The following is a 24,124-nucleotide window of genomic DNA, read 5'->3' on the forward strand; positions in this document are numbered from 1 at the left end:
GTTTTTTATCTGTATAATGTAAAGTGTCCAACAAATTCCCTGTCATCTTCTTCTCCTTTTAGTTTTATTACATACCAGTAATCTCCAGTTGGAAGTTCGGTATTATGGTATAGTCCGTCCCATCCTTGGTCATTGAGTCCCATTCTGTAAACCTCTCTACCATAACGGTCAAATATTATGGTTAGTATTTTTGGGAAGCCTTCTTGGTTTCTAGGTCTCCAGAAATCATTTTGACCATCACCGTCAGGGGTAAAGAAATTAGGGATTTCTATATCGATGAACTCCATAAAGATTTCCGCAATGGCTTCACATCCGTTCTCATCAACAACCCTAACTATGTGGGTTTTTGTTTCTGTTATGTAGTGGGTATTATCCGTACCATTGTCCTTGTCGTTAAAATAGAAGGTGTACTCCTGCTGGCCACCTGTCGCAACGGCCGAAATTTCATTGATGTTCCCTGGTGCCAAGGTAAGAACCAAGGGTTCAAAGTTCTCTATTTCAAAATCTATGGTCAATACACAACCATTGGCATGGGCTATTGCAATATAATGGGCTCCAGGAGCAATATTGGTAAAATTGGGTTCCAAGACCATGTCATTTGGATCAGTGGAGTCCAGGGCATACATTACATCCGGGGCAACATTTGGATCTTCCAGTACCAGATCAATTGAATTGTTAGGGATGTTACCCGTACATTCATATATTGGGGTAGCAATTGCATTTAAGTTTACTCCGGGATCAATGGTTACAGCCATGTTGATCATACAATCCTGTGCATCCTTAACAAATATGGCATAAGTTCCAGCAGCCAGATTGGTAAACAAGGTCCTGTCCAAGACAAAATCGCTATCTGTTGTAGAGTTTATACTAGTCCTATATGGTGCCGTTCCACCAGAGATTATCAAAGATATGGTGCCATCTTCACTGCCAATACATATTTCCGGCGTTGTGGTTGGTACTGCGGTTATGATTGCCGGTTCTATTATGGTATATCTCAATTGTTCAAAACATCCATTTATATCCTGTGCAATTACAGTATAGTTACCTGGTGCTAGATTGGTAAATGTATTTACAGTATCAAATTTGTCCAAGTTGGGTGAAATGGCATATTGATATCCACCGGAACCACCACTTAAGGAAACTGTTATACTACCGTCATTGGCGCCATTACAGCTAACGTTCGTAAAGGAATCGTCCACAACCAGTGGGGTTGGTTCTATTATTCTGTTTTCGTTGGACACCACTACACAATCATCGCTGGTAACCCTAACCCAGTAGCTGCCCACTGTTAGGTTACCGAACTGACCGCTTGTTTGAGGTCCAGCAATGCTGTTTGTTAAGGCGGCATCGGTAAACAATATATAGCGGTAATTACCCAGACCACCATCTGCTTTGGCTATCAATATAGCGGTATTATCACCATTACAGTTGATGACCGCTGCAGAAGTATCCATACTCACCGTTAAGGGTTCAATGACATCTTCTTTTATTTGGTTTGATAAAATTGACGAACATCCGAAGGAATCCTTGACATAGTATCTATAGGTTCCTGCAGTAACAGTGAAGCTGTGGGTATCACCACCGCTCATTGGGAAATAATTGATGCCGTCTTCACTATATTCATATGGACCAGTTCCGCCATATGCAGTTAGGAGCAATTCTGCGTCGTTTAAGCAAGTTAATGGACTTGTCCTTATCAAAGAGGCATAAACTTCTGTAGGATCGATTATAGTGGCCTGTACGGTTTCAACATCACATCCCCAACCATCAGATACTGTAATTGTATAAATACCGGATTTTAGGTTGTTGAAAATAGGACTAACCTGTCCGCCAGAGGTGTAAACAATGTTGCTACCTGTTGCGTCGTACACATTTAATTGATATTGGTAAATACCTTCACCGCCAGCCATATTTATAGCGGTCAATGCACCATCACTATCCCCGTAACAATCCAATGTTGTGGATAAAGGAGTGATATCTGCAGTAATCGGTGCAGGTTGTACCAAGGTTTCGGTATCGTTAAGGATACAGCCATTGGCATCTGTGATCTGTACAGTGTAGTTCCCTGCTGATAGATTTCCAAATACCATTACATTAACATCAGTGGCATTGTATACCTGTGAGGTGGTGGTATTGGTAAGTACAATATCATATGGACCATAACCTCCACTTGGGTCTACTATTATTTCACCTGCATCATTGGAACAGGTTACGTTGGCTATTGGATCTACATTAGCGGTCAATGCCCTATCCGGAGAAATTATTCTTACTGTATTGGAATTCTCAAAGCACAATGGAACATTGGTCTCGGTAACCCTTACGTAGTAATTCCCTCCCGTAAGCCCACTAATGGTCAATGGGTTGGTGGATGTATTGGCCGATCCGGTAATTGCGGTGGCTACACCTGCACTGGTATAAACAGTGTAATTATATGGACCTGAATAACCACTAACATTAATCTGCAAAGCACCATTATTATCCCCAAAACAGGTCACAGGTGTAATCGCCGTAGCAGTCACTTTGATCAAATCATAAGGAGCGATCGTATAAGTTGCGGTATCCACATAACATCCAGTGGTGGTATCGGTAACCCTAAAGGTATAACTTCCTACAGCGGTCAGATTAAATGTGGCACTGTTATAGGTTGGAGTTCCTGTTTGTGTAGCATTGGTATTGCCAACAGGTAACAACTGATAGTTATAAACATTGGCTGCATTGCCATTGTCGTTTACAGTTATGGTTACTTCTTCTGGTCCTGCACAGGATATTGCTGCATCCTGGGCCAATGTAGCCGAAAATTTGTTCAGGGCGCTAATGTTCACTGTGGTAACATCGGTACAACCGTTATCATCCTTAATGGTAACGGTAATAACCCTATCAGACCCGTTATCGCTAATATTAAAGGTATTGGAAGTAAAGAAGTTTACTCCGTTAATACTGTAGGTATATGGCGCTGTTCCACCTGTTCCCACTGCGGTTATTACTGCTTGCGATGCCTGGTTATTGGCATTACATGCAAAAGTGGTTGCGGTAGCGGTTACGTCCACTATAGTTGGTTCACCGATGGTTATGGTCTGCATGGTAAAACATCCCCTATCGGAGGTAACTGTAATGTCGTAGTTACCTGCGGTGAGGCCTGTGAACAGGTTATTGTTCTGTGTGGTCGGCGGATTTGTACCGTCGTTGATGGTAAAGGTATATGGCGGGTTGTCGTTGGAAGCATCCAGGATGACCTGAATGGAACCGTCGGCACCCCCGTTACAGGATACGTCCTCATAGGTATATGTAAATACTACCGGTGTGGGGGTTTCCAAGAAAACGGGCACCTGGGCGTCACATCCGGATCCCGAGGTATCGTAAACGATGGCGGTATAATTGCCCGGAGCCAGAACGTTGAATACGTTGGAGGCCTGACGGGCTCCTCCGGTTAGGCTGTTTCCAATGGAATTCAATAGGTCGTACTCATAGTTGCCCGCACCTGCCCCACCGCTTGCGGTGATGGTGATCACCCCGTCGTTGGCGATACATGAAGGCTGTGCGGTTGCCACTGCAGCCGCGCCCAATGGGGGCAGTATGTCAATGGTATCTGTCACGGTACACCCGTTGGCGTCACGAACGGTGACGGTATAGGTTCCCGGAGCGGATACGGTAAAGGTGCCGCTGCTCTGGAATCCGTTCCCGATGCTGTATTTTATTGGGGCCACACCGGTACCTGTCGCGGTAAAGGTATAGGATGTCCCGTTGGAGGTACACTGGTCGTCGGCATAGGCCGGAAGGCTTACCGTCGGCATGGGATCTTCCGCAATAACGACATCTATCATATAGGTACAGTCCATGGCATCCTTCACCCAAACGTCCCAGTTAAGGTTGGTGGCCGGGTCAAGTATGGCACTGGCACTTGCGGTATAATCCCCTGGGTTTACAACTGCACCGTCCTGTACAAAGGCATAGGTATATCCGCCGTTCCCACCGCTGGCGGTAACGGTCACCTGGGCACCGATGTTACAGTTGGCGTTGATATTATTGGTTACTGTCAGGTCAAGGTCGGCCGCTGGCGATACAATGGTCACCGTATTGGAGGTATCATCACAGAACGGGGTACTGGTAGCGGTAAGCACCACATAGAAGTTACCTGCGGGCAATCCTGAAATGGTCCTTGGGTTGGTGGAGGTATCGGAACTTATAACTGCGGTTACGCTTGCGCCACTACTGTCAAAGACCTGGTAGTCGTAATTGCCCAGATAGTTGTTCACCTGGATCTGCAATTCCCCATCGGAGTCCCCATAACAGGTCACCGGGGTAAGGGCGGTGGCCACTACTTCTATCAGGTCGTAGGGGGCAACGGTGTAGGGCGCAGTTGTGAAATAGCAACCGGTAACATTGTCTGTGACCCTAAAGGTATAGTCCCCCGGGGCGGTCAAACTAAAGTCGGCCGTTTGGCTCACCAAGCTCTGGGTCGGGGCACTTCCCGTTGGCAAAAGCTCAAAGGTAAAGTCGCCCGAACCTCCCGTTACGGTCACCCTGGCCACCTCGTCGTTGTTGCAGGTAATGGCGGTCTGTTGGCCAACTGTTACATCCGTGATGGTCGGCAAGGGGTTTATTGTCTGGGTTGGAATTGTAAAAGTACAGCCATTGCTATCTTTTACAATAATGTCATAATTGCCAGCAGTTGTGACAGTGTATGTAAACACATCCCCACCTGTGGGTATAAAAGCACCTCCATTAACACTGTAGCTATAGGCTGGTGTTCCAGTACCTGCAGTAATAGTAACTTCAATAGATGCAGATTGAACAGCATTGTTCATATTACAGGCGAAATCGGTTACATTGGTGATCGCAGCATCTAAAGCATTGGGTTCACCGATGGTTACGGTCTGCATGGTAAAACATCCCCTATCGGAGGTAACTGTAATGTCGTAGTTACCTGCGGTGAGGCCTGTGAACAGATTGTTGTTCTGTGTGGTCGGCGGATTTGTACCGTCGTTGATGGTAAAGGTATATGGCGGGTTGTCGTTGGAAGCATCCAGGATGACCTGAATGGAACCGTCGGCACCCCCGTTACAGGATACGTCCTCATAGGTATATGTAAATACTACCGGTGTGGGGGTTTCCAAGAAAACGGGCACCTGGGCGTCACATCCGGATCCCGAGGTATCGTAAACGATGGCGGTATAATTGCCCGGAGCCAGAACGTTGAATACGTTGGAGGCCTGACGGGCTCCTCCGGTTAGGCTGTTTCCAATGGAATTCAATAGGTCGTACTCATAGTTGCCCGCACCTGCCCCACCGCTTGCGGTGATGGTGATCACCCCGTCGTTGGCGATACATGAAGGCTGTGCGGTTGCCACTGCAGCCGCGCCCAATGGGGGCAGTATGTCAATGGTATCTGTCACGGTACACCCGTTGGCGTCACGAACGGTGACGGTATAGGTTCCCGGAGCGGATACGGTAAAGGTGCCGCTGCTCTGGAATCCGTTCCCGATGCTGTATTTTATTGGGGCCACACCGGTACCTGTCGCGGTAAAGGTATAGGATGTCCCGTTGGAGGTACACTGGTCGTCGGCATAGGCCGGAAGGCTTACCGTCGGCATGGGATCTTCCGCAATAACGACATCTATCATATAGGTACAGTCCATGGCATCCTTCACCCAAACGTCCCAGTTAAGGTTGGTGGCCGGGTCAAGTATGGCACTGGCACTTGCGGTATAATCCCCTGGGTTTACAACTGCACCGTCCTGTACAAAGGCATAGGTATATCCGCCGTTCCCACCGCTGGCGGTAACGGTCACCTGGGCACCGATGTTACAGTTGGCGTTGATATTATTGGTTACTGTCAGGTCAAGGTCGGCCGCTGGCGATACAATGGTCACCGTATTGGAGGTATCATCACAGAACGGGGTACTGGTAGCGGTAAGCACCACATAGAAGTTACCTGCGGGCAATCCTGAAATGGTCCTTGGGTTGGTGGAGGTATCGGAACTTATAACTGCGGTTACGCTTGCGCCACTACTGTCAAAGACCTGGTAGTCGTAATTGCCCAGATAGTTGTTCACCTGGATCTGCAATTCCCCATCGGAGTCCCCATAACAGGTCACCGGGGTAAGGGCGGTGGCCACTACTTCTATCAGGTCGTAGGGGGCAACGGTGTAGGGCGCAGTTGTGAAATAGCAACCGGTAACATTGTCTGTGACCCTAAAGGTATAGTCCCCCGGGGCGGTCAAACTAAAGTCGGCCGTTTGGCTCACCAAGCTCTGGGTCGGGGCACTTCCCGTTGGCAAAAGCTCAAAGGTAAAGTCGCCCGAACCTCCCGTTACGGTCACCCTGGCCACCTCGTCGTTGTTGCAGGTAATGGCGGTCTGTTGACCAACAGTAACAGCTGTAATGGTCGGCAATGGATTTATGGTAACGGTATCGGTATCGGTACAACCGTTGGCATCACGCACAGTTACGGTGAAATTCTGAACCGCACCGGTATCGTTAATGTTAAATGTATTGGTAGTAAAGAAGTTTATACCATCTATACTGTACATATAAGGAGCAGTTCCTGTGGTTGGAATATCTGCTGTTATTACGGCTTGGGCTACAGAATTATCTGCGGCACAGGCAAAATCGGTGGCAGTTGCATTGGCCACTAAAGCACTGGGCTCATTGATAGTAAATGGAATATCCATTTTACAGAACCTTGCAGATCTGATCCTTATAATATAATCGCCCTGATCCAATCCCGTAAAGACATTGGAGGCTTGTGGTAACAGTGTTACTGGAATAGTTCCAGTACTATCAAATAATTGAAAGGTATAGGGAGGATTATCCATACTTGGGTCTAGGTTAACCACTATAGAACCATCACTGGCACCATTGCAACTAATATCTTTTTTCTCCCCAATGGCAGCAACCACGGCCGTTGGTACATCCAAGGTGATGTCTATAAAGGCATCACAACCTGTGGCAAGATTGTCATATACATAGGCTCTATAAGTACCTGGGGTTAGACCAGTAAAAGTTGATGATAATTGTTTTGGTCTTATAATATTGTCCGAAGTATCCCTAAGTTCATATCTGTAATTAAACAAGGTACCCCCATAAGCATTTACCTTGATCTCGCCATCATCCTGTAATAAGGCATTACATGATGGGGTTACCACAACTTCGGCCGAAAGGGAGGTTGGAGTATATATTTCAATGCTTTCGCTGTTACCACAGCCATTGGCATCCCTAATTACTACAGTATGATTACCGGAACTTAAATTTGTGAAATTAAAAGTTCCCGGAGCTCCGGTAAAGGTAACTGCCTGAAACGCACCTCCATCCAGACTTAGGAAATAAGGTTGCACACCAGGGGTGTCCAAAGTAACTTGGATAGTAAAATTCCCTTCCGTAGTGGCGCACTGATCTGGCACAAGAAGGCTAATGACTGGGCTAGGATCTTCCGCAATAGTTACTGCAACAAATCGTATACAGTCATTGGCGTCCTTAACATATACAATATAATCCTCTGCCTCGGCATTAAAGAAACCACTGGTATTGGTTCCTGTCCAAGTACCTATAGTAGGTGCTCCTGCAGATGCCAATTCCAACTGGAATTGGTAAGGTGCCTTACCGTAACGTGCGTTGGCGGTTATGGTACCTGCATTGGGCTCACAATTATCATTGGTGGAGGTAGCCGTTATCTCCAATAAGGCTGGAGATTGCTCTATCACAAAGGAATCGGATGCATTAACGCAACCAGCATTTGGGCCATTTACTTCTTCAAATAGTATATAGTATTCCCCTGGGGCAAGTCCGGATAATGTTCTACTTTGTGAAGTCCCTGCGATAAGCACACTAGAGCTACCAGTAATTCCGGTGGCATTATTAGTGGTTTGGGTGTAGATTTCATAATTTACTTGTGTTCCTCCATAACCGCTATAGGTAAAGTCCACGGATCCATCTACTGCACCAAAACAACTTATATTGGTAGTAGCATCTATTGTTGAAGTTAAAGATGAGTTTGTGTCTACCGGAACGGTTGCCTCCTGAATATATTCACAACCGGTATCCGAGTCATAAACTATAAAGGTATAGGTTACGCCAGGGGTTAAGCCTGTAAAATTATGGGTATATGGAGGTGACCCTATACCGCCATCCTGAAGATACCATTCGGGGTTTCCAGCAAACCAATTAGAAGCAGGATATATTGCAAAATAGAAGGTACCTGTACCCAATGTTCCGTTACTTGCTGCGGCTTCTACCAGCATTTCACCAGATCCAGGAGCACATCCGGCCACAGGTGAAGTCGTAATAAGGACGTCAGGACCAGTAGTGATGGTAACAGTGGAGATACTTTCACAACCGTTATTGTCAATTACCCTAACGGTATAATCCCCAAAGTTTAATCCTGTAAAGGTATGGTCATTGGTACCTGATGAGGTATCATAGGTATCGGTAAAGGAATAATCGTTGTTATTTATTTCATATATGTAGGTAGATGTGCCTCCATTGGCATCTACAGTTATAGTACCCATTACATTTGTAGAAGCCGAACAGGATAAATTGGTATGGCTTACATTGGGATTTATGGCAGTTGGTTCTGTAATGGTTTCGGTTGCTGTTACAAAGCATCCTTTGTCATCGGTCAATGTTATTTCATAATTCCCGGCCGGTAATCCTGTGGTCTGACTACCATAATTAGTTCCCGAACCAGTTTCTACTATTGTAATGGTATATGGGGCAATTCCAACAGCAGTATCCACTGTGATATCCAAAGACCCAGAGTTATCACCATAACAAAGAACATGTGTTGGGGTTACGCTAGTAATAACGGGTGTGTCCGCCGCTGTAACGGTTACCGTATTACTTTGAGCGACACAACCCTGGGAATCCGTTATTCTAAATCTATACGTACCTGCATTGGATGTAGTATAAGGGAAGGCTCCGGCATAGGGTGCATAAGCTCCACCGTTAAAGGCTACTTCATAGGTATAGGCAGGATATCCTCCGTTAACGTTCAAGTTGATTTCCGCATCTGGACTAACCGTGCAATCCAGGTCTTTGGTTAAAACTGCATTGGCCGTAAGTTCTGGTTCAATGGTGAATTGAACGGTATCTGTACATCCATTGCTATCAGTTACATGAAAGTCATAGGTGGCAGGTGTTAAGTCCACAAACGTATTGGAAGTTTGGGTAGGACCTGTATTCAAACTATAGTAATAAGGGGCCAATCCACCTGTGGCGCCTACTACAATTGTTGCTAGCCCAGTTGAGGTATAGCATAAAGTAGAGGCTGCCATGTCAATACTCGCTACTGGATTGGTAGGGGTAACAATATCAAAGGTATCTGTTACGGTACATCCACCAGCATCGGTAACACTTATGGTATAGGTTCCTAATTTGTTTAATCCGTTAAAAACATTGCTGGCCTGAGGTCCAACTATATTGGTGTCGGGTTCTGTAAGTTGATAACTATAACCTCCCCATCCATCAGTTGCAGTAATGGTTACCGATCCATCAGCGGCACAGGTCATTGGGCTCAAATTAAAAGTAAATGCCAAGGGAGCTGAAGGTTGGTTTACGGTAACGGTAGCCGTATCGGTACAGTTAGTGGTATCGTCCGTAACGGTAATGGTGTAATCCCCGGCCAAAAGACCGCTAAAGTTTAATGGGTTGGTGTTTATTCCAGATTGTGGGGCAATGGCCGTTGGCCCAGCTACGGTAAAGCTATAATTGCCACTAAATCCGGTTATATTGTATTGTATGGCTCCATCCGCACTTCCCTGACAGGAAACGTTCTGTGTCAAAGTACCCAGCACATTTATCTTGGTAACAGGGTTCAGGGTATAGTTTTCGTCATAGGAGCATCCTTTGGCGTCGGTAATTCTGAACGTATAGGTGTCGGGATCAAGTCCTGTAAAAATTCCTGTTGCATTGGAAGCTACTGCGGCGGCCGGAGCAATAATTTCATATGTGATTGCACCGCTTCCTCCGGTTGGAGTTAAGGTGATATCCGAAGTCTCCGCTGGACAGTTGGCTGCGGTGGCACTAAAGGATATGTCTGTAGGTGGTGTCAAGGGATCAATGGTGATGGGCCTAGTGGCGGTACAACCATTGGCATCCTTCACGGTAAGTGTGTAATTCCCGTCCTTAAGACCCGTAAAGCTGTTGGCGCCAAAATTGATGCCGTCAATACTATAGGTGTATGGAGAAGTGCCTCCAATTACGTTCTGGGCTTCCACTGTTGCATCCTGTAGACAGGTATATTCTTGGACGATTGCTGCATCGAAAGTGATTGCTGCAGGTTCTCCCACGTTGACGGAATTGGTTACTGTACATCCCTTATCATCCTGGATTGTATAGAAGTAGGTTCCCGCGACCAATCCAGAATAAGTAGTGTTGTTGCTCAGTCCTCCGCCGTCAAAATTTACTCGGTAAGGAGCCGTGCCAAAATTTGTATCGAATACGATCTCCACTATTCCGTCACTTCCTCCGTTACAGCTTACATTGGTAACTGTTTCGGAAGCCTGTGGGTTGCTGATGGGGTCTACGGTAGTGATTGTTGTTTGTGCAATACAGCCTTCATTGTCCGTAATCTCAAACCTATAGGTTCCTGCAGTTGTAGCGGTATAACTAAAGGTGGTTATTCCTGCACCTAAGGCGGTTGAAACCCCGTATGCCGCTCCATCAACACTTACCTTATAGCTATAGTCGGCATAGCCTCCATTGACAGTGATGTCCAATATAGCGTCTGGAGAGGCAGTACAATCCAGTTCCTTCGTCAATACACTGGAAGCGGTAAGCTGTGGCTCAATAGTAATGGTATTAGTGGTAACATTACAGCCGTAGACATCCCGTACTTCAACGGAATAGATCCCTGGCCCAAGGTTATTAAATACATTTCCATTTTGTGCCGGTGCGCTGTTAAGGCTATAGGTATAAGGAGCTACTCCTCCAGCTGCTGTTGCGGTAAGGCTGACACCTGTTCCAGGAACGTAACAAAGGTCCGTTGTTGCGGCCAAGGTAGCCGTAGGGTTGGCCGGTGTAGTTATATCAAAGGTATCGGTAACGGTACATCCTCCGGCATCGGTTACGCTGATAGTATAGGTGCCTGTTTGGCTAAGACCCGAAAAGACATTGCTTCCCTGCGGTCCTAGAATATTCGCATCTGGTTCGGTAACCTGATAGGTATACCCTCCCCAACCGTCTGTTGCTGTAATGGTTACCGATCCATCAGTAGTACACGTCAATGGGCTTACTGTAAAGGTAAAGGCCAATGGATCTGCAGGCTCATTTACGGTCACAGTGGCCGTATCGGTACAATTGGTAGTATCGTCGGTAACGGTGATGGTATAATCACCTGCCAATAGACCGCTAAAGTTTAATGGGTTGGTATTTATTCCAGATTGTGGGGCAATGGCCGTTGGTCCTGTTACGGTAAAGCTGTAGTTGCCACTAAATCCGGAGACATTGTATTGTATGGCACCATCTGCACTTCCCTGACAGGATACGTTCTGGGTCAAAGTCCCCAAGGCATCTATTTTTACAACTGGGTTTATGGTATAGTTTTCGTCATAGGAGCACCCTTTGTTGTCGGTAACTCTGAAGGTATACGTATTTGGGGCAAGATTATTGAATATTCCTGTTGCATTGGTGGACACGTCGGCCGCGGGTGCAATTATTTCATAAGTTATTGCTCCACTTCCACCTATGGCTGTTAAGGTTACATTTGATGTCTCGGCCGGACAGTTGGCCGCTGTACTGTTAAAGGTAATATCTGTTGGCGGATCTAGTGCCGGTACATTTACGGGAACCGTTGCGAATGTACATCCACTCGCGTCACGCACGGTAATTGTATAATCTCCGTCAGGAAGCCCAGTGAAGGTATCCCCGGCAACAAAATTTATTCCGTCTATACTAAATGTATATCCAGGTGTTCCCCCAGTTATATTTTGAACTTGTATGCTGGCTGTTTGTAGACAGGTATAGGGTTGTGTTAATACGGCATCGGCAGTAATGGCATTTGGCGCTGTCAAGGTTGCGCTACCATTGAAAGTACATCCTTTACTGTCTTGTACTACATAATTATATGTTCCAGAAGCAAGGCCGGAGTATGTGGTTTGATTACTAAGTCCTGCACCATTGAAGTTTACTTGGTATGGGGCGGTTCCAAAGTTTGGATCTATTACAATTTCAACACTGCCGTTGGTGGCACTATCACAATTTGGATCCGTAATATTATTTGTTGCTACGGGATTGGTAATGGCGTCCACAACAACAGTGGTTTGCGCTGTACAGCCTTCACTATCTGTAATTAGGAAGGTGTAACTGCCGTCGATTGCCGTGGTATAAGTAATGGTATTACCTACAATAGCGGTACTTGCACCTCCATTTATTTGATAGCTATAGGCGGCATATCCACCATTTATGGTAATATCAATTATCGCTTCAGGAGAAGCGGAACAATCCAATTCTTTGGTAATAGCATTGGATACGGTTAGCTGTGGCTCTATGGTAATAGTATTTGTGGTAACACTACATCCATAGGCATCCCTTACCAATACTGAATAAGAATCTGGGGCAAGGTTGTTGAATACATTGCCATTCTGTGCTGGGGCACCGTTAAGGCTATACGTATATGGGCCAACACCACCAGCTGCAGTAGCAGTAAGGCTAACTCCCGTACCGGGAACATAACATAGGTCTGTTGTGGCATTTAAAGTTGCAGTAGGATTTGCTGGGGCTAATATATCAAAGGTATCTGTAGCGGTACATCCACCTGCATCGGTAACGCTAATGGTATAGGTGCCTGTTTGACTAAGACCGGAAAATACATTGCTTCCCTGAGGGCCTAAAATGCTATTATCGGGCTGTTCCAGATCATAGGAGTATCCTCCCCAGCCATTGGTTGCAGTAATGGTAACCGATCCATCGGCGCTACAAGTTAAGGGGGTTGTGCTAAAGGTAATTCCTAAGGCGGTTGCCGGTTCACTTACAGTAATCGTGTTGGTATCGGTGCAGTTGGTGGTTTCATCGGTAACTACTATGGTATAATCACCAGCTACCAGACCGGTTAAATTAATTGTGTTGGCAGACTGTCCAGTTATGGCGGTTGCGCCGTTAACAGTATAGCTATAGGTAGTGCTAAAATCGTTTATTTCAAAGTCTATGGCTCCATCGGCATTTCCTATACAACTCACGTTGTTGACCAAAGTACCAACAACCTGGATTGGATCAACTGGAGTAATGGTGTAGGTTTCGTCATAGGAACAACCCTTGCTATCGGTAACCCTAAAGGTGTAGGTGTCCGGATCAAGGTTGTTAAAGGTTGCCGTTTTACCAGCTATGGAATTGGATGCAATGGCCGAAGGGGCAATAATTTCTATGGTCAAGGGATCAATTCCGTTAACAGCCGTTACCGTTACATTGGATGTTTGTGTAGGACAGTTTGGCGCTGTAGAGGTAAAGGTAAGATCCGTTGGCTCATCAAGCGGGCCAATTACAACGGAATTTGTAACAAAAGTACAAAGCGTTGCGTCCCTAATCGTAATACTATAGCTTCCACTTGTAAGATTGGAAAAAGTTTCCGCACCAGGGCCTGAAACAAAGTTTACCCCATCAATACTATAAGAATATGGTGCCGTTCCTCCTGCAACATTTTGTGCCTCTATAATACCGTCCTGTAGACAGGTATAATCCTGTATTAAGGCGGCATCACCTGATACGCCGTCTGCGGGACCACCTATGGTGAAATCTTGTATGAAATCGCAACTTGCCCCTCCTTTGGATTGAGTTAGGATTACGGTGTAATTACCTTGTGGCAGTCCAGTAAAGGTTCCAGAGGAATTGATTACGTCATCAGTGTCGGGATCTGGGTAGATTAAGGTATACTCAACCTTATAGCCGTTGGTATTAGTCATATTATAAACTATACTACCGTCTTCAGCTCCGAAGCAACTTTCATCAGTGACCGAGGTGGTGAATTCCACTGCCGGAACCAAATTTATGGTAACGGTGTTGGAAAAGGAATAGCAATTATTCCGATCTACTACCACAAAGGTATAATCTCCTGGGTCTAGAATATCGAATATTTGGCTAGTTTGAAAGTTACCAGGGGGTATTGAGGTTACATTTGGATAAGAGGTAACAGTATTGCCACCTTCATCCACGTAAGACCAAATGGCATAGGTATGAGGTGTTTTTCCACCACTGGAATCCATAAGGATGTTGCCTTCCTTACAACTAATATGTTGTGAAATCCTTGCTGTTAAGTCCAAGTCGGCCTCGCTGAGAACAGTGACCTTTTCCTCCAGGAAACAACCATCATCGGTGCTTACACGGATTATATAGTTGCCAGCATTTAAATTTTGAAAAGTATAGTTATTATCTGGTTGGGCTGTTTCGTTGTCCAACAGTGTACCATTTCCACCGTTACTACCGTCATCTATTCTAATCTCATATTCGTAATTGGCCTCAACATTCATTGCTTGAATGTTTATACTTCCCAAGGTGCTACATGTGGCTGCAGTTGTTGTAATGTTGAGTTGGAAATTTCGATTTCTAATTCCAATATCCGGGGTGGTAAATTCGCAGGAGCCATCTATAGGTTCACCGGTTGTATTATCCAATTGTGTAATGCCCACTCTGTAGGCACCATTGGTACTAATATCAAAGCTTGGGCCATTATTGTCGCTATAAGGCACTACAATGGTGCCGTTGGCAACATCATAAAGTTGATAGCCGTAACCCAAACCTAGATTTGTAATGGTAATATTTCCCGGGGTATTACAAATAATATCGTTGGCATTGTACTGTATATCCAAATTGTTCTGGAAGACGTTGAAATAAAAACGGCTAAAACAACCATTTTGGTAATTGACAACCAAACGGAATTTACCGGCACTATTTGCTGTAAAACTTGGGCCGATAGACACTTGGTTCCAGGTACAGGTGGCATTTTTATTGCCACAATCGTCCCCTGAATCAGTACAACTTCCTTCTACCAACTGCTCCCAAACCATACTTTGGGCATCGGCAATATTGACCTGTATTAGTTGGGTGTCATTTACCCCACACAGGAAAATCTTTGGTAAGGGACTTCCATCTACGGAACAGCTTACAATTTCCCCCTGTACATCGTTGGTAGGATCGGCATCATTGTTACTGTTATTGAAAAAATCAACAATAGGGTTTGTTTGTGTGGCACCAAAACGTTCCACAACCAATATTTCTTTAAATCCCTTACAGGGATCGGCAACAATTTTATCTACGATATAGGTGCCTATGGCGCTAACCACGAAAGTACTCGGATCGTTATCGGAATCGCCATCGGTTATTAGGGTATCGGCGGCATCCAATTCTTGGTTTCCGTTTTCATCCTTATACCATATATAATCATCAAAACCATCACCGGCATCCAATAATGCTTGATCTCCACATAGTTTTACTGTTCTGATAAAGTTACAATCTGCCAAATCGTCCAAAAGAAAGTTGGTGGCACCTGGTATAACGAATCCACAATTATCGAAGTCGGTTACACTAGGGTCATCACTAATTTGGTTGCTGTTTAGCACTCCACGATAAGTAGAATAAGCCAGGTTTTGAATAAGATCGGAACAGGCATCCACAAAATCGAAGCAGTTTTCAGCCACTTTGACTCTCATGCGTATGGCGTAACTGGGATCATTTTTTTCAACTAATGCATTGGGAATACTAAACAGGACGGTCCTACTAGGCTCGTCATAGGTGTAGGTAACTCCTGCCGGTAAGGTAAAATTGGATTCGTCCAAGGTCACATTAACGGGAAGTATATCTTTGATGGTATAGCTGTCTCCATCATCATTTCCAACGTTTTGGAATGTTAACACATAATCCAAGGTCTGTCCCAGATTTACTCCTTGTCCGGTAATATCATTGCCGGCAATATCTTCAACTGTTTTGGTTAAATTAATGATGGGTTCAATAATTTCAACATCAAAGGAGGTAAAGAAAATATCGTATTTATCCTGTGAGGAACTTGCCCTCAATGTTGCCCCTGTTTCACTGTTGGGGATAACACCATTTAAGGGGTTGTTGATATTAAAAAAGTCAACATCCCAGCCCAAAGTATTTATGGAGTTTGGGTTCCTGTCCATGACAATGGCATTGGCACGGGTAATATTGCTGTTAAAGAAGTTATTGGTCGGGTTTACCGTATTTCCTAAAGCTGTGTATGTAAGGTTAGAGTTGGCCTTAATGGAAAGTCCGTCACCGCCAATTCTGTTATCCCCTTCCAAAGTACCCACCCCAAGCTGAGCAATAACTGGAAATGGAGCGGGAAGGGTTGTAAAACCGTTTACAGGAATGTCTACGGTTTGTCCAGATTTGATGCCTGCGTAACCGTCAAAAGTGGTGATATATTTTCCTGGTAAATTAGGGTCTTCATAGACTACGACCATTTTCCATCCTCCGGAAACACCTCCGGAAATACTGCTTCCTGAACTTGCCCTTATGTTGGCGGCAAAATATTCCCCATTGGGGTCGGCCATTCCGGCAACGATGGAAGTAACATCCTTATAACAGGCGTATGGGCTGTAATAGCCAAAATCGGCGTCTCCTGCACCGTCGAATAATATTTCATCTGCCGTTAAGTCTTGATAAGTACCTCCTGGAATCTTAAATTTAAGTTGGTCGAAACCTGTTCTGTTACTTGCGCTGAATACTGCCGACCAGTAAAGTCCGGCATAACGTACTATGGCGCAATCGGGGTTGGGAACGGTTAAAATTGCACTACTGGAACTAAATGTTGAGGCATCGCCGTCGATATCGATATACTGCATATCCAGGTCGTCGTTGTATTCCGAAGAGCTACCTGTGTCATTATAAGGATCGTTTGGACCCACTGCCGGCACCCAGACTCTATTGTTACCTTTTCCCTGCCAATAACCATCAGCCTGTCTGTTGACGATATTGTTGGCTATAAACGTTATATCACCACGGAGTTCATTTTCATAACGAACATCAAAGTTGTTTTTTACTTGAGAATAGGCAGAGAAGAAGCCTAATAGTAAAAAACAGGTCAGCAGTAATTTTTTAGTATTTTTTGATCCCATTAGGTAAATTAGTTTGGTATGGCATACATTATTAAGTGATTTGGGTCGCTTATAATGTTTACTTGGAAGGTTGGGTTTTTGTGAACTTTACCGAGAATTGTTAAAAACATTCTTGATAAGTTTCCAAAAACCGAACATTCATAACAAATATTAACCTTAATAGTGAGCTGTGGAATTTAATGTTGTAGGGGTGTTCTAATATGTTGTGAAATGCTTTTATTGTATGGTTAGGCATTTTTTTAAAAGCAGCTTGTAAGAATTTAATTTTGAAGGAACTATGTATTATTGCTAGTTAAACCCTTGCTTAGTTGGAATAAAATAGGACCTTTTAGATACAGGAGTATAGAACAGAGATGATAGATTTACCTTAAAGGAAAATATTTTTAATAATCAATTTGTTGTCAAAGGCAAAACCTAATATCAATATTTTCACCTGAATGGGATTGCCCAGGATGATGTTGTTGTAAATGATGAATGTCGGAATTTAATATCTCTTTGCCATATTGATCACAACGGTATTTCGATTATCAAACTTGCAATCTTAAGTTTAGGATTATATACACTTGAATAGATTGGTTATTCCATTTTTTAAATTGACCCACCCGATCATGTCATTTGATTTGGCGTTACCCGCATGATCCACATTTTATCGTTGTAAGTATCGTTGATCTTGGAATAATAGGAAACCAAGGCATTGTTCCAGGATTCGTGCCTCTTAAGATATACATATCTATAGTTATTTTCAGGGTTAATGAAATAACTGGCACTTAGTCCTTGTGCATTTAACATTTTTACAAATCTATTGGCATTGTTGGCACTGGCGAATACATTGGCAATAATATAATATCCGGTTCCAAGACCATTTATTTTGTACACTTTGGCCGTAGGATCATTGGAGGTTACATTGTCTTTAACCACAACATTTTTCTGAAGTTTGTCCAAAGCATATTGTGATGATTTTTCCTTGATTTTGTTTACGTTTTGTACATAAGCCCTATCAGCGTCCGTATAACGGGTGTTGTCCACATTCATAATCCACATATCCTTGGAATAGGTTCCATTGATGTTGGATTTATGTGCGGCCAATGCCTCCTGCCATGTATCATACCTTTCTAGGTATACATATTTAAGTCCATTGTTGGAATTTTCGAAATAGTCTGCCCTTACTCCATCATTGGCAAGTTCCGTTACAAACTTATTAAGATATTTTTCGCCCTTATAGACATTGGCTACAACATAGTAACCGTCGGCTACCCCGTCCAAATTTCTAAATTTTCTACTCTTAATATTGTTTTGTTGTGCTACCCTTGTAAACTCATCTTGTTCAGCTTCTTCAGCCTCTGCTTTGGGAGTGATTTTGGTTTCAACTGTTCTTGTCGCTATAGCATCCTTGGTTTTGTCCACAGGTTTTATAACGTTTGGTTTATTTTCTTTTGGATCGGGCTTGGAATTATTCACCAGACCCCCGTTTTCATTGTTAACGAGATACATTTTTTTGGCTTTTTCCTCAATGTCCGGACGCTTGCCCTGCGTTTCTTCGCGGACCATTCTCATTACCATTTCAAATCTGCGTTCCAAATCTTTTTGACGGTTGGTTTCCGATGAATCCTGACGGAACATTAACTCGGCCAATATTGCATCATTTTCTGCCAATGCCTTCTTCAGTTTTTCAATTTCCAGTTGTTGTGCAGTAAGGGTATCTTCCTGTTCTTCTTCATTTTCTGCCAATTCCTCGTAACCTTCTTCCAACATTACACGATCTTCTGTAAGGTTTGGGGTTATGGAGTAGGCAAAGGATATTTCATGTGTTAATCCAAAATTGTCAAAATTGTTGGACATACCTTTTTCCATAGTATAGCCTAAAGAGATCCGGCGGTTTATGTTAAAACCTATACCTGCGGAGGCACCATAGAAACTATCATAACCACCTTGTAACCAACCCAGTTTTGGCAGGTCCAGGATAAGGCTTCCACCCAGCACTACCTCTTCATTCCCAATTTTTCTAACCCTGGCCAAAGGCATTAAACGACCTGCTTCAAAAATGCCGGCACCGTTTTCAAACTGATGGGTATATTGTAAATGTCCTGAGAAGGTTTTATCTCCAAATTCCGTTATTGTTTCACTGCTCTTAAGGTTGTAATCAAATAGGTTTTCTGCGAAAACACCAAAATCAAACTTGCCATAAGAAATATTGAATCCCGGTTGAAAGGACAAAAGGTTGGAATCCTGTAACCCGTTTAGGGCTGGATCATTGGGATCCAAAGCATTGGCGCGGTTTCTATCAAATCCACTGTTGTAATAAGCTAGATTTGCTCCAAAAGTAAAATTACTCTTGTCGCTTAATTTAATGCCATATGCATAGTTGGCCATAACGCCGTAGTTGGATATTAATCCCTCCCTTTGTGTATATAGGCTAAGTCCCAAACCGCTACGGTCATTAACACGACCACTGTAACTAAGGAAATAGTCTTGGTTGTTATCATTGAAAGATACCGATTGGTTTCTGTGTAATAGATTTATATAGGACTTGTCTTCCCTTACCGTAGAAAATGTGGGGTTAATAAGAAACCTATTGAATTTTAAGAGGTTCTGTGAGGGAACATCGTAAGAAACAAACGGACTTTCCTCTTGCCCCGTAACCTTGGAAAGACAGAGTAATAAAAAGATTATATATAAATAGTTTTTCTTGAACATGGTGCATTAACGTATTACTGTAATAGTACCTTTCTTTAGAGTTTCCTTGGCATTTTTAATGGTATAATAAAACACCATATTTTGCTTTGGGAATTTCATGGAAGCTTCTGGCCAGTTATTCTTGTATTGGTTCTGGCTAAGTACTTCCTCTCCTTTGTCATTATAGATAATAACTGAAATATTGGGGTCTTTAGTATATGTATTGGGAATAATCCATTGGTCGTTATACCCGTCCCCGTTGGCAGTTATTACATTTGGAATACCAAAGGTGTCTTGATAGGAGGCGGAAAATGATTTGGAAACCTCGCAATTGTTTATCGTAGCAATTACCATATAATTACCTTCCTGTGTAATGGAAACGGTGTCCGTATCACTCAGCAAAACATTGTTTTGGTCGTACCATTTATAAGTTGTGGCCCCGCTGGCTGATATAATTTTGCTACCTCCTTCGGGAAAGACCACTTCGTTATTGGCTGTGCTGAGGGCTATCAAGGAATCGTCTAAGGGAGAAATAATAATCTCGTTGGATCGAAGATCACAACCGTTTTTCTGTACTATTAGTTGATAGGTTCCGGCTGCGTTAACAGATAGTGATTCGCTCAAGGTATTTAAGTTTACCCCATCTTTAAACCAATCAAAACTTTCTCCTGTTAATGTTGTGGTTGTTGAAATGTCTATAGTATCGCTGGAATTACAGATGACGGTACCAGTGGATGATATGGTCAAGGTTTCGTTGGTCAATAAACGTACCGGTAATACATTGGAAGTTGAATTAAAACTGTCCAAGCTGCCCTGAACCCTATATTCCCCGTTTTCATTGGTATTCGTTAAACTTATATTGCTTCCGTTGGCAGCTGTAATATTGGCTCCGTCCTTCGTCCATTGGTAAGAGAAATTGCTTTTAAGATCGGCGGTCACATCGGTTTTGGTACCATCTGATAGGACGGCGTTGATTCTACTGACCTCTATGGCTACACTTGTATTAATACAATCGGTATATTCTGTGGTATAGTTGGTAATCAATTCAAAGGAATCAGGATTTACCAATGTAGTAGTTTCCGTGTTCTTGGTGGCAGACGTACAGGCACCTCCGCTTAGAGTTACTTCCGCATAATAATTGCCTACTGCATTTGCTGTATAGGAACTGTTTGTTGCCCCAGGAATTAAGGTGTCATCCTTATACCATTGGTAGGTTACGGAGGAGGCATCGGAGGATGCGGATAAATTTGCAGTTGCTCCTGGCAGTATGACCATGTTGGCCGGGTTGTCCCTAGACACTGTAAAAAGTCCGGCATTGGTAATGCTTACGGTATTGGACGTTTCTGTACAAATGCCATCTCCCTGTATCTTTACAGAATAATCGCCAGGAAAATTGGCATCATTGGTATCTATGTTATAGGTATATGCTCCTAAGGTACTTGGTTGTACAATTGTTGATCCCTTATACCAGGTGTAGGCAAGGTCCGGATAGTTCATGTTTGCCTCAAGTGGCGCGTAACTTTGACCTGAACACAATGCAGTTTCGGCCGGTGGGTTTAGGGCCAAGCCTACACTGGTTCCTATTTCAACCTCAATGGAAAGCGATTGGGTATTGGCCGATCCTGAACAGGTGGACCCGTAATCCAATTCAACAACATAATAACCACTTTCGGAAACTTCTATGGAAGTACCGCTTCCGCTACTGGTAAAGGGTGATGTATTCTTATACCAATTATACCGATAAGTTTCTGGATTGGGTACATTGTATACTTCCAGGGTGGTTGTTCCCCCATTGCACAATTGTATTTTCTGCGCTGGCGGCGCTCCAGTGTCGCCCAATTCCCTGATAGCCAGTGTGGAATTGAAGTCTATATAATACATTTCAAAGGCATCCGATACGGGACTTGTTTTGGCAGGACTTGTACTTCTTACCCTAAATCTGTAGGCATCTCCCCTGGTATCTGTTGGCAATGCAAATGAAAATTCAAAGTCAAAGTCCGAATTCTTGTCCGCTACCCTGGCCAGTTCCGTAGGGCTGCCAAAGGACCCGGAGGCATCGGATAATTCCAAAACAAATTGATTATCACTGTTTACAGTGGGTAGCCAAGTGAAGTTTATAAAATATTCATTGAAAGTTGCAGATGCACAGGCAGCGGTCCAAACCGAATTGCCCGCTAGATTAGGGTTATCGGCTGGAGTAGGTTTGTTCAGGGTCTGGGCTGAAATTGAGCTTGCACCCAACAGCATCAATGTTAGAACGAAAGGTAGTAGGTTAATATTTTTGTTCGGCTTCATGAGATGTTGTAGTTAGGGGTTACTACCAGCTTTTATTGTTGATAATTATCAGATAACTTTTTGAATAAATTGGGAACACATTGAATTACAAAGTATTCAACAACAAATATGTTATATAATTATAATACTGGAAATTTAAAGTTGTAAGGGTATTTAAATCTGTTGTGAAACCCACTTAATTGTATGCTATGCGTATTTTATCGTCGGCTTTACCTGCATTTTCCCTACATTTGCGCATCAAAAAGGAGAATATGAGTGAAGCATTAAAATCGCTAAATTTTATTGAACATATTGTTGAGGAAGATTTAGGGAACGGCTTTCCAAAAGAGAAGCTAAGATTTAGATTTCCACCTGAGCCAAATGGTTATTTACACATTGGTCATGCGAGCTCAATTTGCCTTAATTTCGGTTTGGGACTAAGGTACGGGGCTCCTGTAAATTTACGTTTTGATGATACCAATCCGGCCAAGGAGGAACAGGAATATGTAGATGCCATTAAGGAGGATGTTAAGTGGCTTGGTTATGAATGGGATACGGAATGTTTTGCTTCGGATTACTTTCAACAGCTTTATGACTGGGCTATAGAGTTAATAAAAACTGGTAAGGCCTATGTAGACAGCCAAACTTCAGAGGAAATTGCCGTGCAAAAGGGAACTCCCACAGAGCCTGGAACACCAAGTCCATTCAGGAACCGGTCCGTAGAGGAGAATCTACAGTTGTTTCAAGGGATGAAGGAGGGTAAGTTTAAGGAAGGAGAGCATGTTCTAAGGGCAAAAGTGGATATGTCTTCCTCCAATATGTTGATGCGCGATCCTATAATGTACCGTATTTTGTATAGGGCACACCATAGAACAAATACCGATTGGTGTATTTATCCTATGTACGATTGGACACATGGGGAGAGCGACTATATTGAGCAGGTTTCCCATTCCTTGTGCACGCTAGAATTTGCTATGCACCGGGAGCTTTATGATTGGTTTTTGGACCAAGTGGTAGATAAAAATTTGGTACGGCCCAAACAAAGGGAGTTCGCCAGAAGAAATTTTAGCCATACTGTAGTAAGTAAGCGCAAGTTGCTTCAATTGGTGGAGCAGGGTTTTGTGAAGGGTTGGGACGATCCCAGAATGCCTACTATATCGGGGTTGAGAAGAAGGGGCTATACTCCAGAATCCATCAGGAATTTTGCAGATACTATCGGTATAGCTAAAAGGGACAATGTTGTGGATGTTTCCTTGCTGGAATTTCATGTTCGCGAACATTTGAATAAAATTGCTCCTAGGGTTATGGGTGTTTTAAATCCGTTAAAGGTTGTATTGACCAATTACCCCGAGGGGGAGGAAGAATGGTTGGAAGCGGAAAATAACCCGGAGGATGACTCGGCAGGCTTTAGACAGCTTCCATTTTCTAGGGAACTATATATTGAGAAGGAAGATTTTATGGAGGAGGCCAATAGAAAATTCTTTAGGTTAAAGCTCGGAGGCGAGGTTCGATTAAAGAATGGTTATATTATAAAGGCCGAATCCTGTACGAAAGATACCGATGGGAATATTATTGAGGTGCAATGTACTTATGATCCTAAGAGTAAAAGTGGAAGTGGTACGGAGGAGAGCTTAAGAAAAGTTAAGGGAACCTTGCATTGGGTTTCTGCAAAGCATGCCCTTAGCGCTGAAGTGAGATTGTATGATCGTCTTTTTACTGATGAAACTCCGGATGCACACAAGGACAAGAATTTCTTGGATTATATTAATCCTGATTCCTTGCAGATTATCACGGCTTTTGTAGAACCGAGTTTGGCCAATGCAGCAATTGGGGATCGCTTTCAATTTCAACGCATGGGTTATTTTAATATTGATCCGGACAGCAAACCTGAAAAGTTGGTTTTTAATAGAACTGTAGGTCTAAGGGATACCTGGGCCAAAATTCAGGAAAGAAACTAACATAAGTTAAGTTTATACCTTTTGATATAACAATTGGTATTTTCTATAAAAAATGAAGGCCACAGCTCGCGAATGCTGTGGTTTTTTTTTGGGCCAAGGTAATTCCATAACAGTTGGTATTTTGGTCTGTTGTAAGGCCTTTAATTGGATTTTGGTTGA

4 protein-coding genes are annotated in these 24,124 nt (G+C 43.6%); 1 reads left to right on the plus strand and 3 read right to left on the minus strand.

Translation table 11 applies throughout. The annotated features are described in order from the left end of the window. Positions 1 to 5 precede the first annotated feature (5 nt). The 3 genes from U735_RS0123220 to U735_RS0123230 form a co-directional block, all read right to left on the minus strand. Positions 6 to 17,060: a T9SS type B sorting domain-containing protein gene (locus U735_RS0123220; RefSeq protein ID WP_051892314.1), complete on the minus strand. Its 17,055-nt coding sequence runs from the start codon at positions 17,058 to 17,060 to the stop codon at positions 6 to 8. Between the two features lie 606 nt (positions 17,061 to 17,666). Continuing rightward, positions 17,667 to 19,754: a PorP/SprF family type IX secretion system membrane protein gene (locus tag U735_RS0123225; RefSeq protein ID WP_031446104.1), complete on the minus strand. Its 2,088-nt coding sequence runs from the start codon at positions 19,752 to 19,754 to the stop codon at positions 17,667 to 17,669. Between the two features lie 6 nt (positions 19,755 to 19,760). After that, positions 19,761 to 22,028 (minus strand): T9SS type B sorting domain-containing protein, encoded by a 2,268-nt coding sequence (locus U735_RS0123230; RefSeq protein WP_031446105.1) that lies wholly within the window; start codon positions 22,026 to 22,028, stop codon positions 19,761 to 19,763. Positions 22,029 to 22,279: 251 nt separating this feature from the next. Here U735_RS0123230 and U735_RS0123235 point away from each other — a divergent pair, with 251 nt between their 5' ends. Further along, entirely contained in the window at positions 22,280 to 23,965 is a 1,686-nt protein-coding gene (locus tag U735_RS0123235; protein WP_031446106.1) for a glutamine--tRNA ligase/YqeY domain fusion protein, read from the plus strand. Positions 23,966 to 24,124: the final 159 nt, after the last annotated feature.

The sequence above is a fragment of the Arenibacter algicola genome (genome assembly GCF_000733925.1).
GTDB classification, from domain to species: domain Bacteria; phylum Bacteroidota; class Bacteroidia; order Flavobacteriales; family Flavobacteriaceae; genus Arenibacter; species Arenibacter algicola.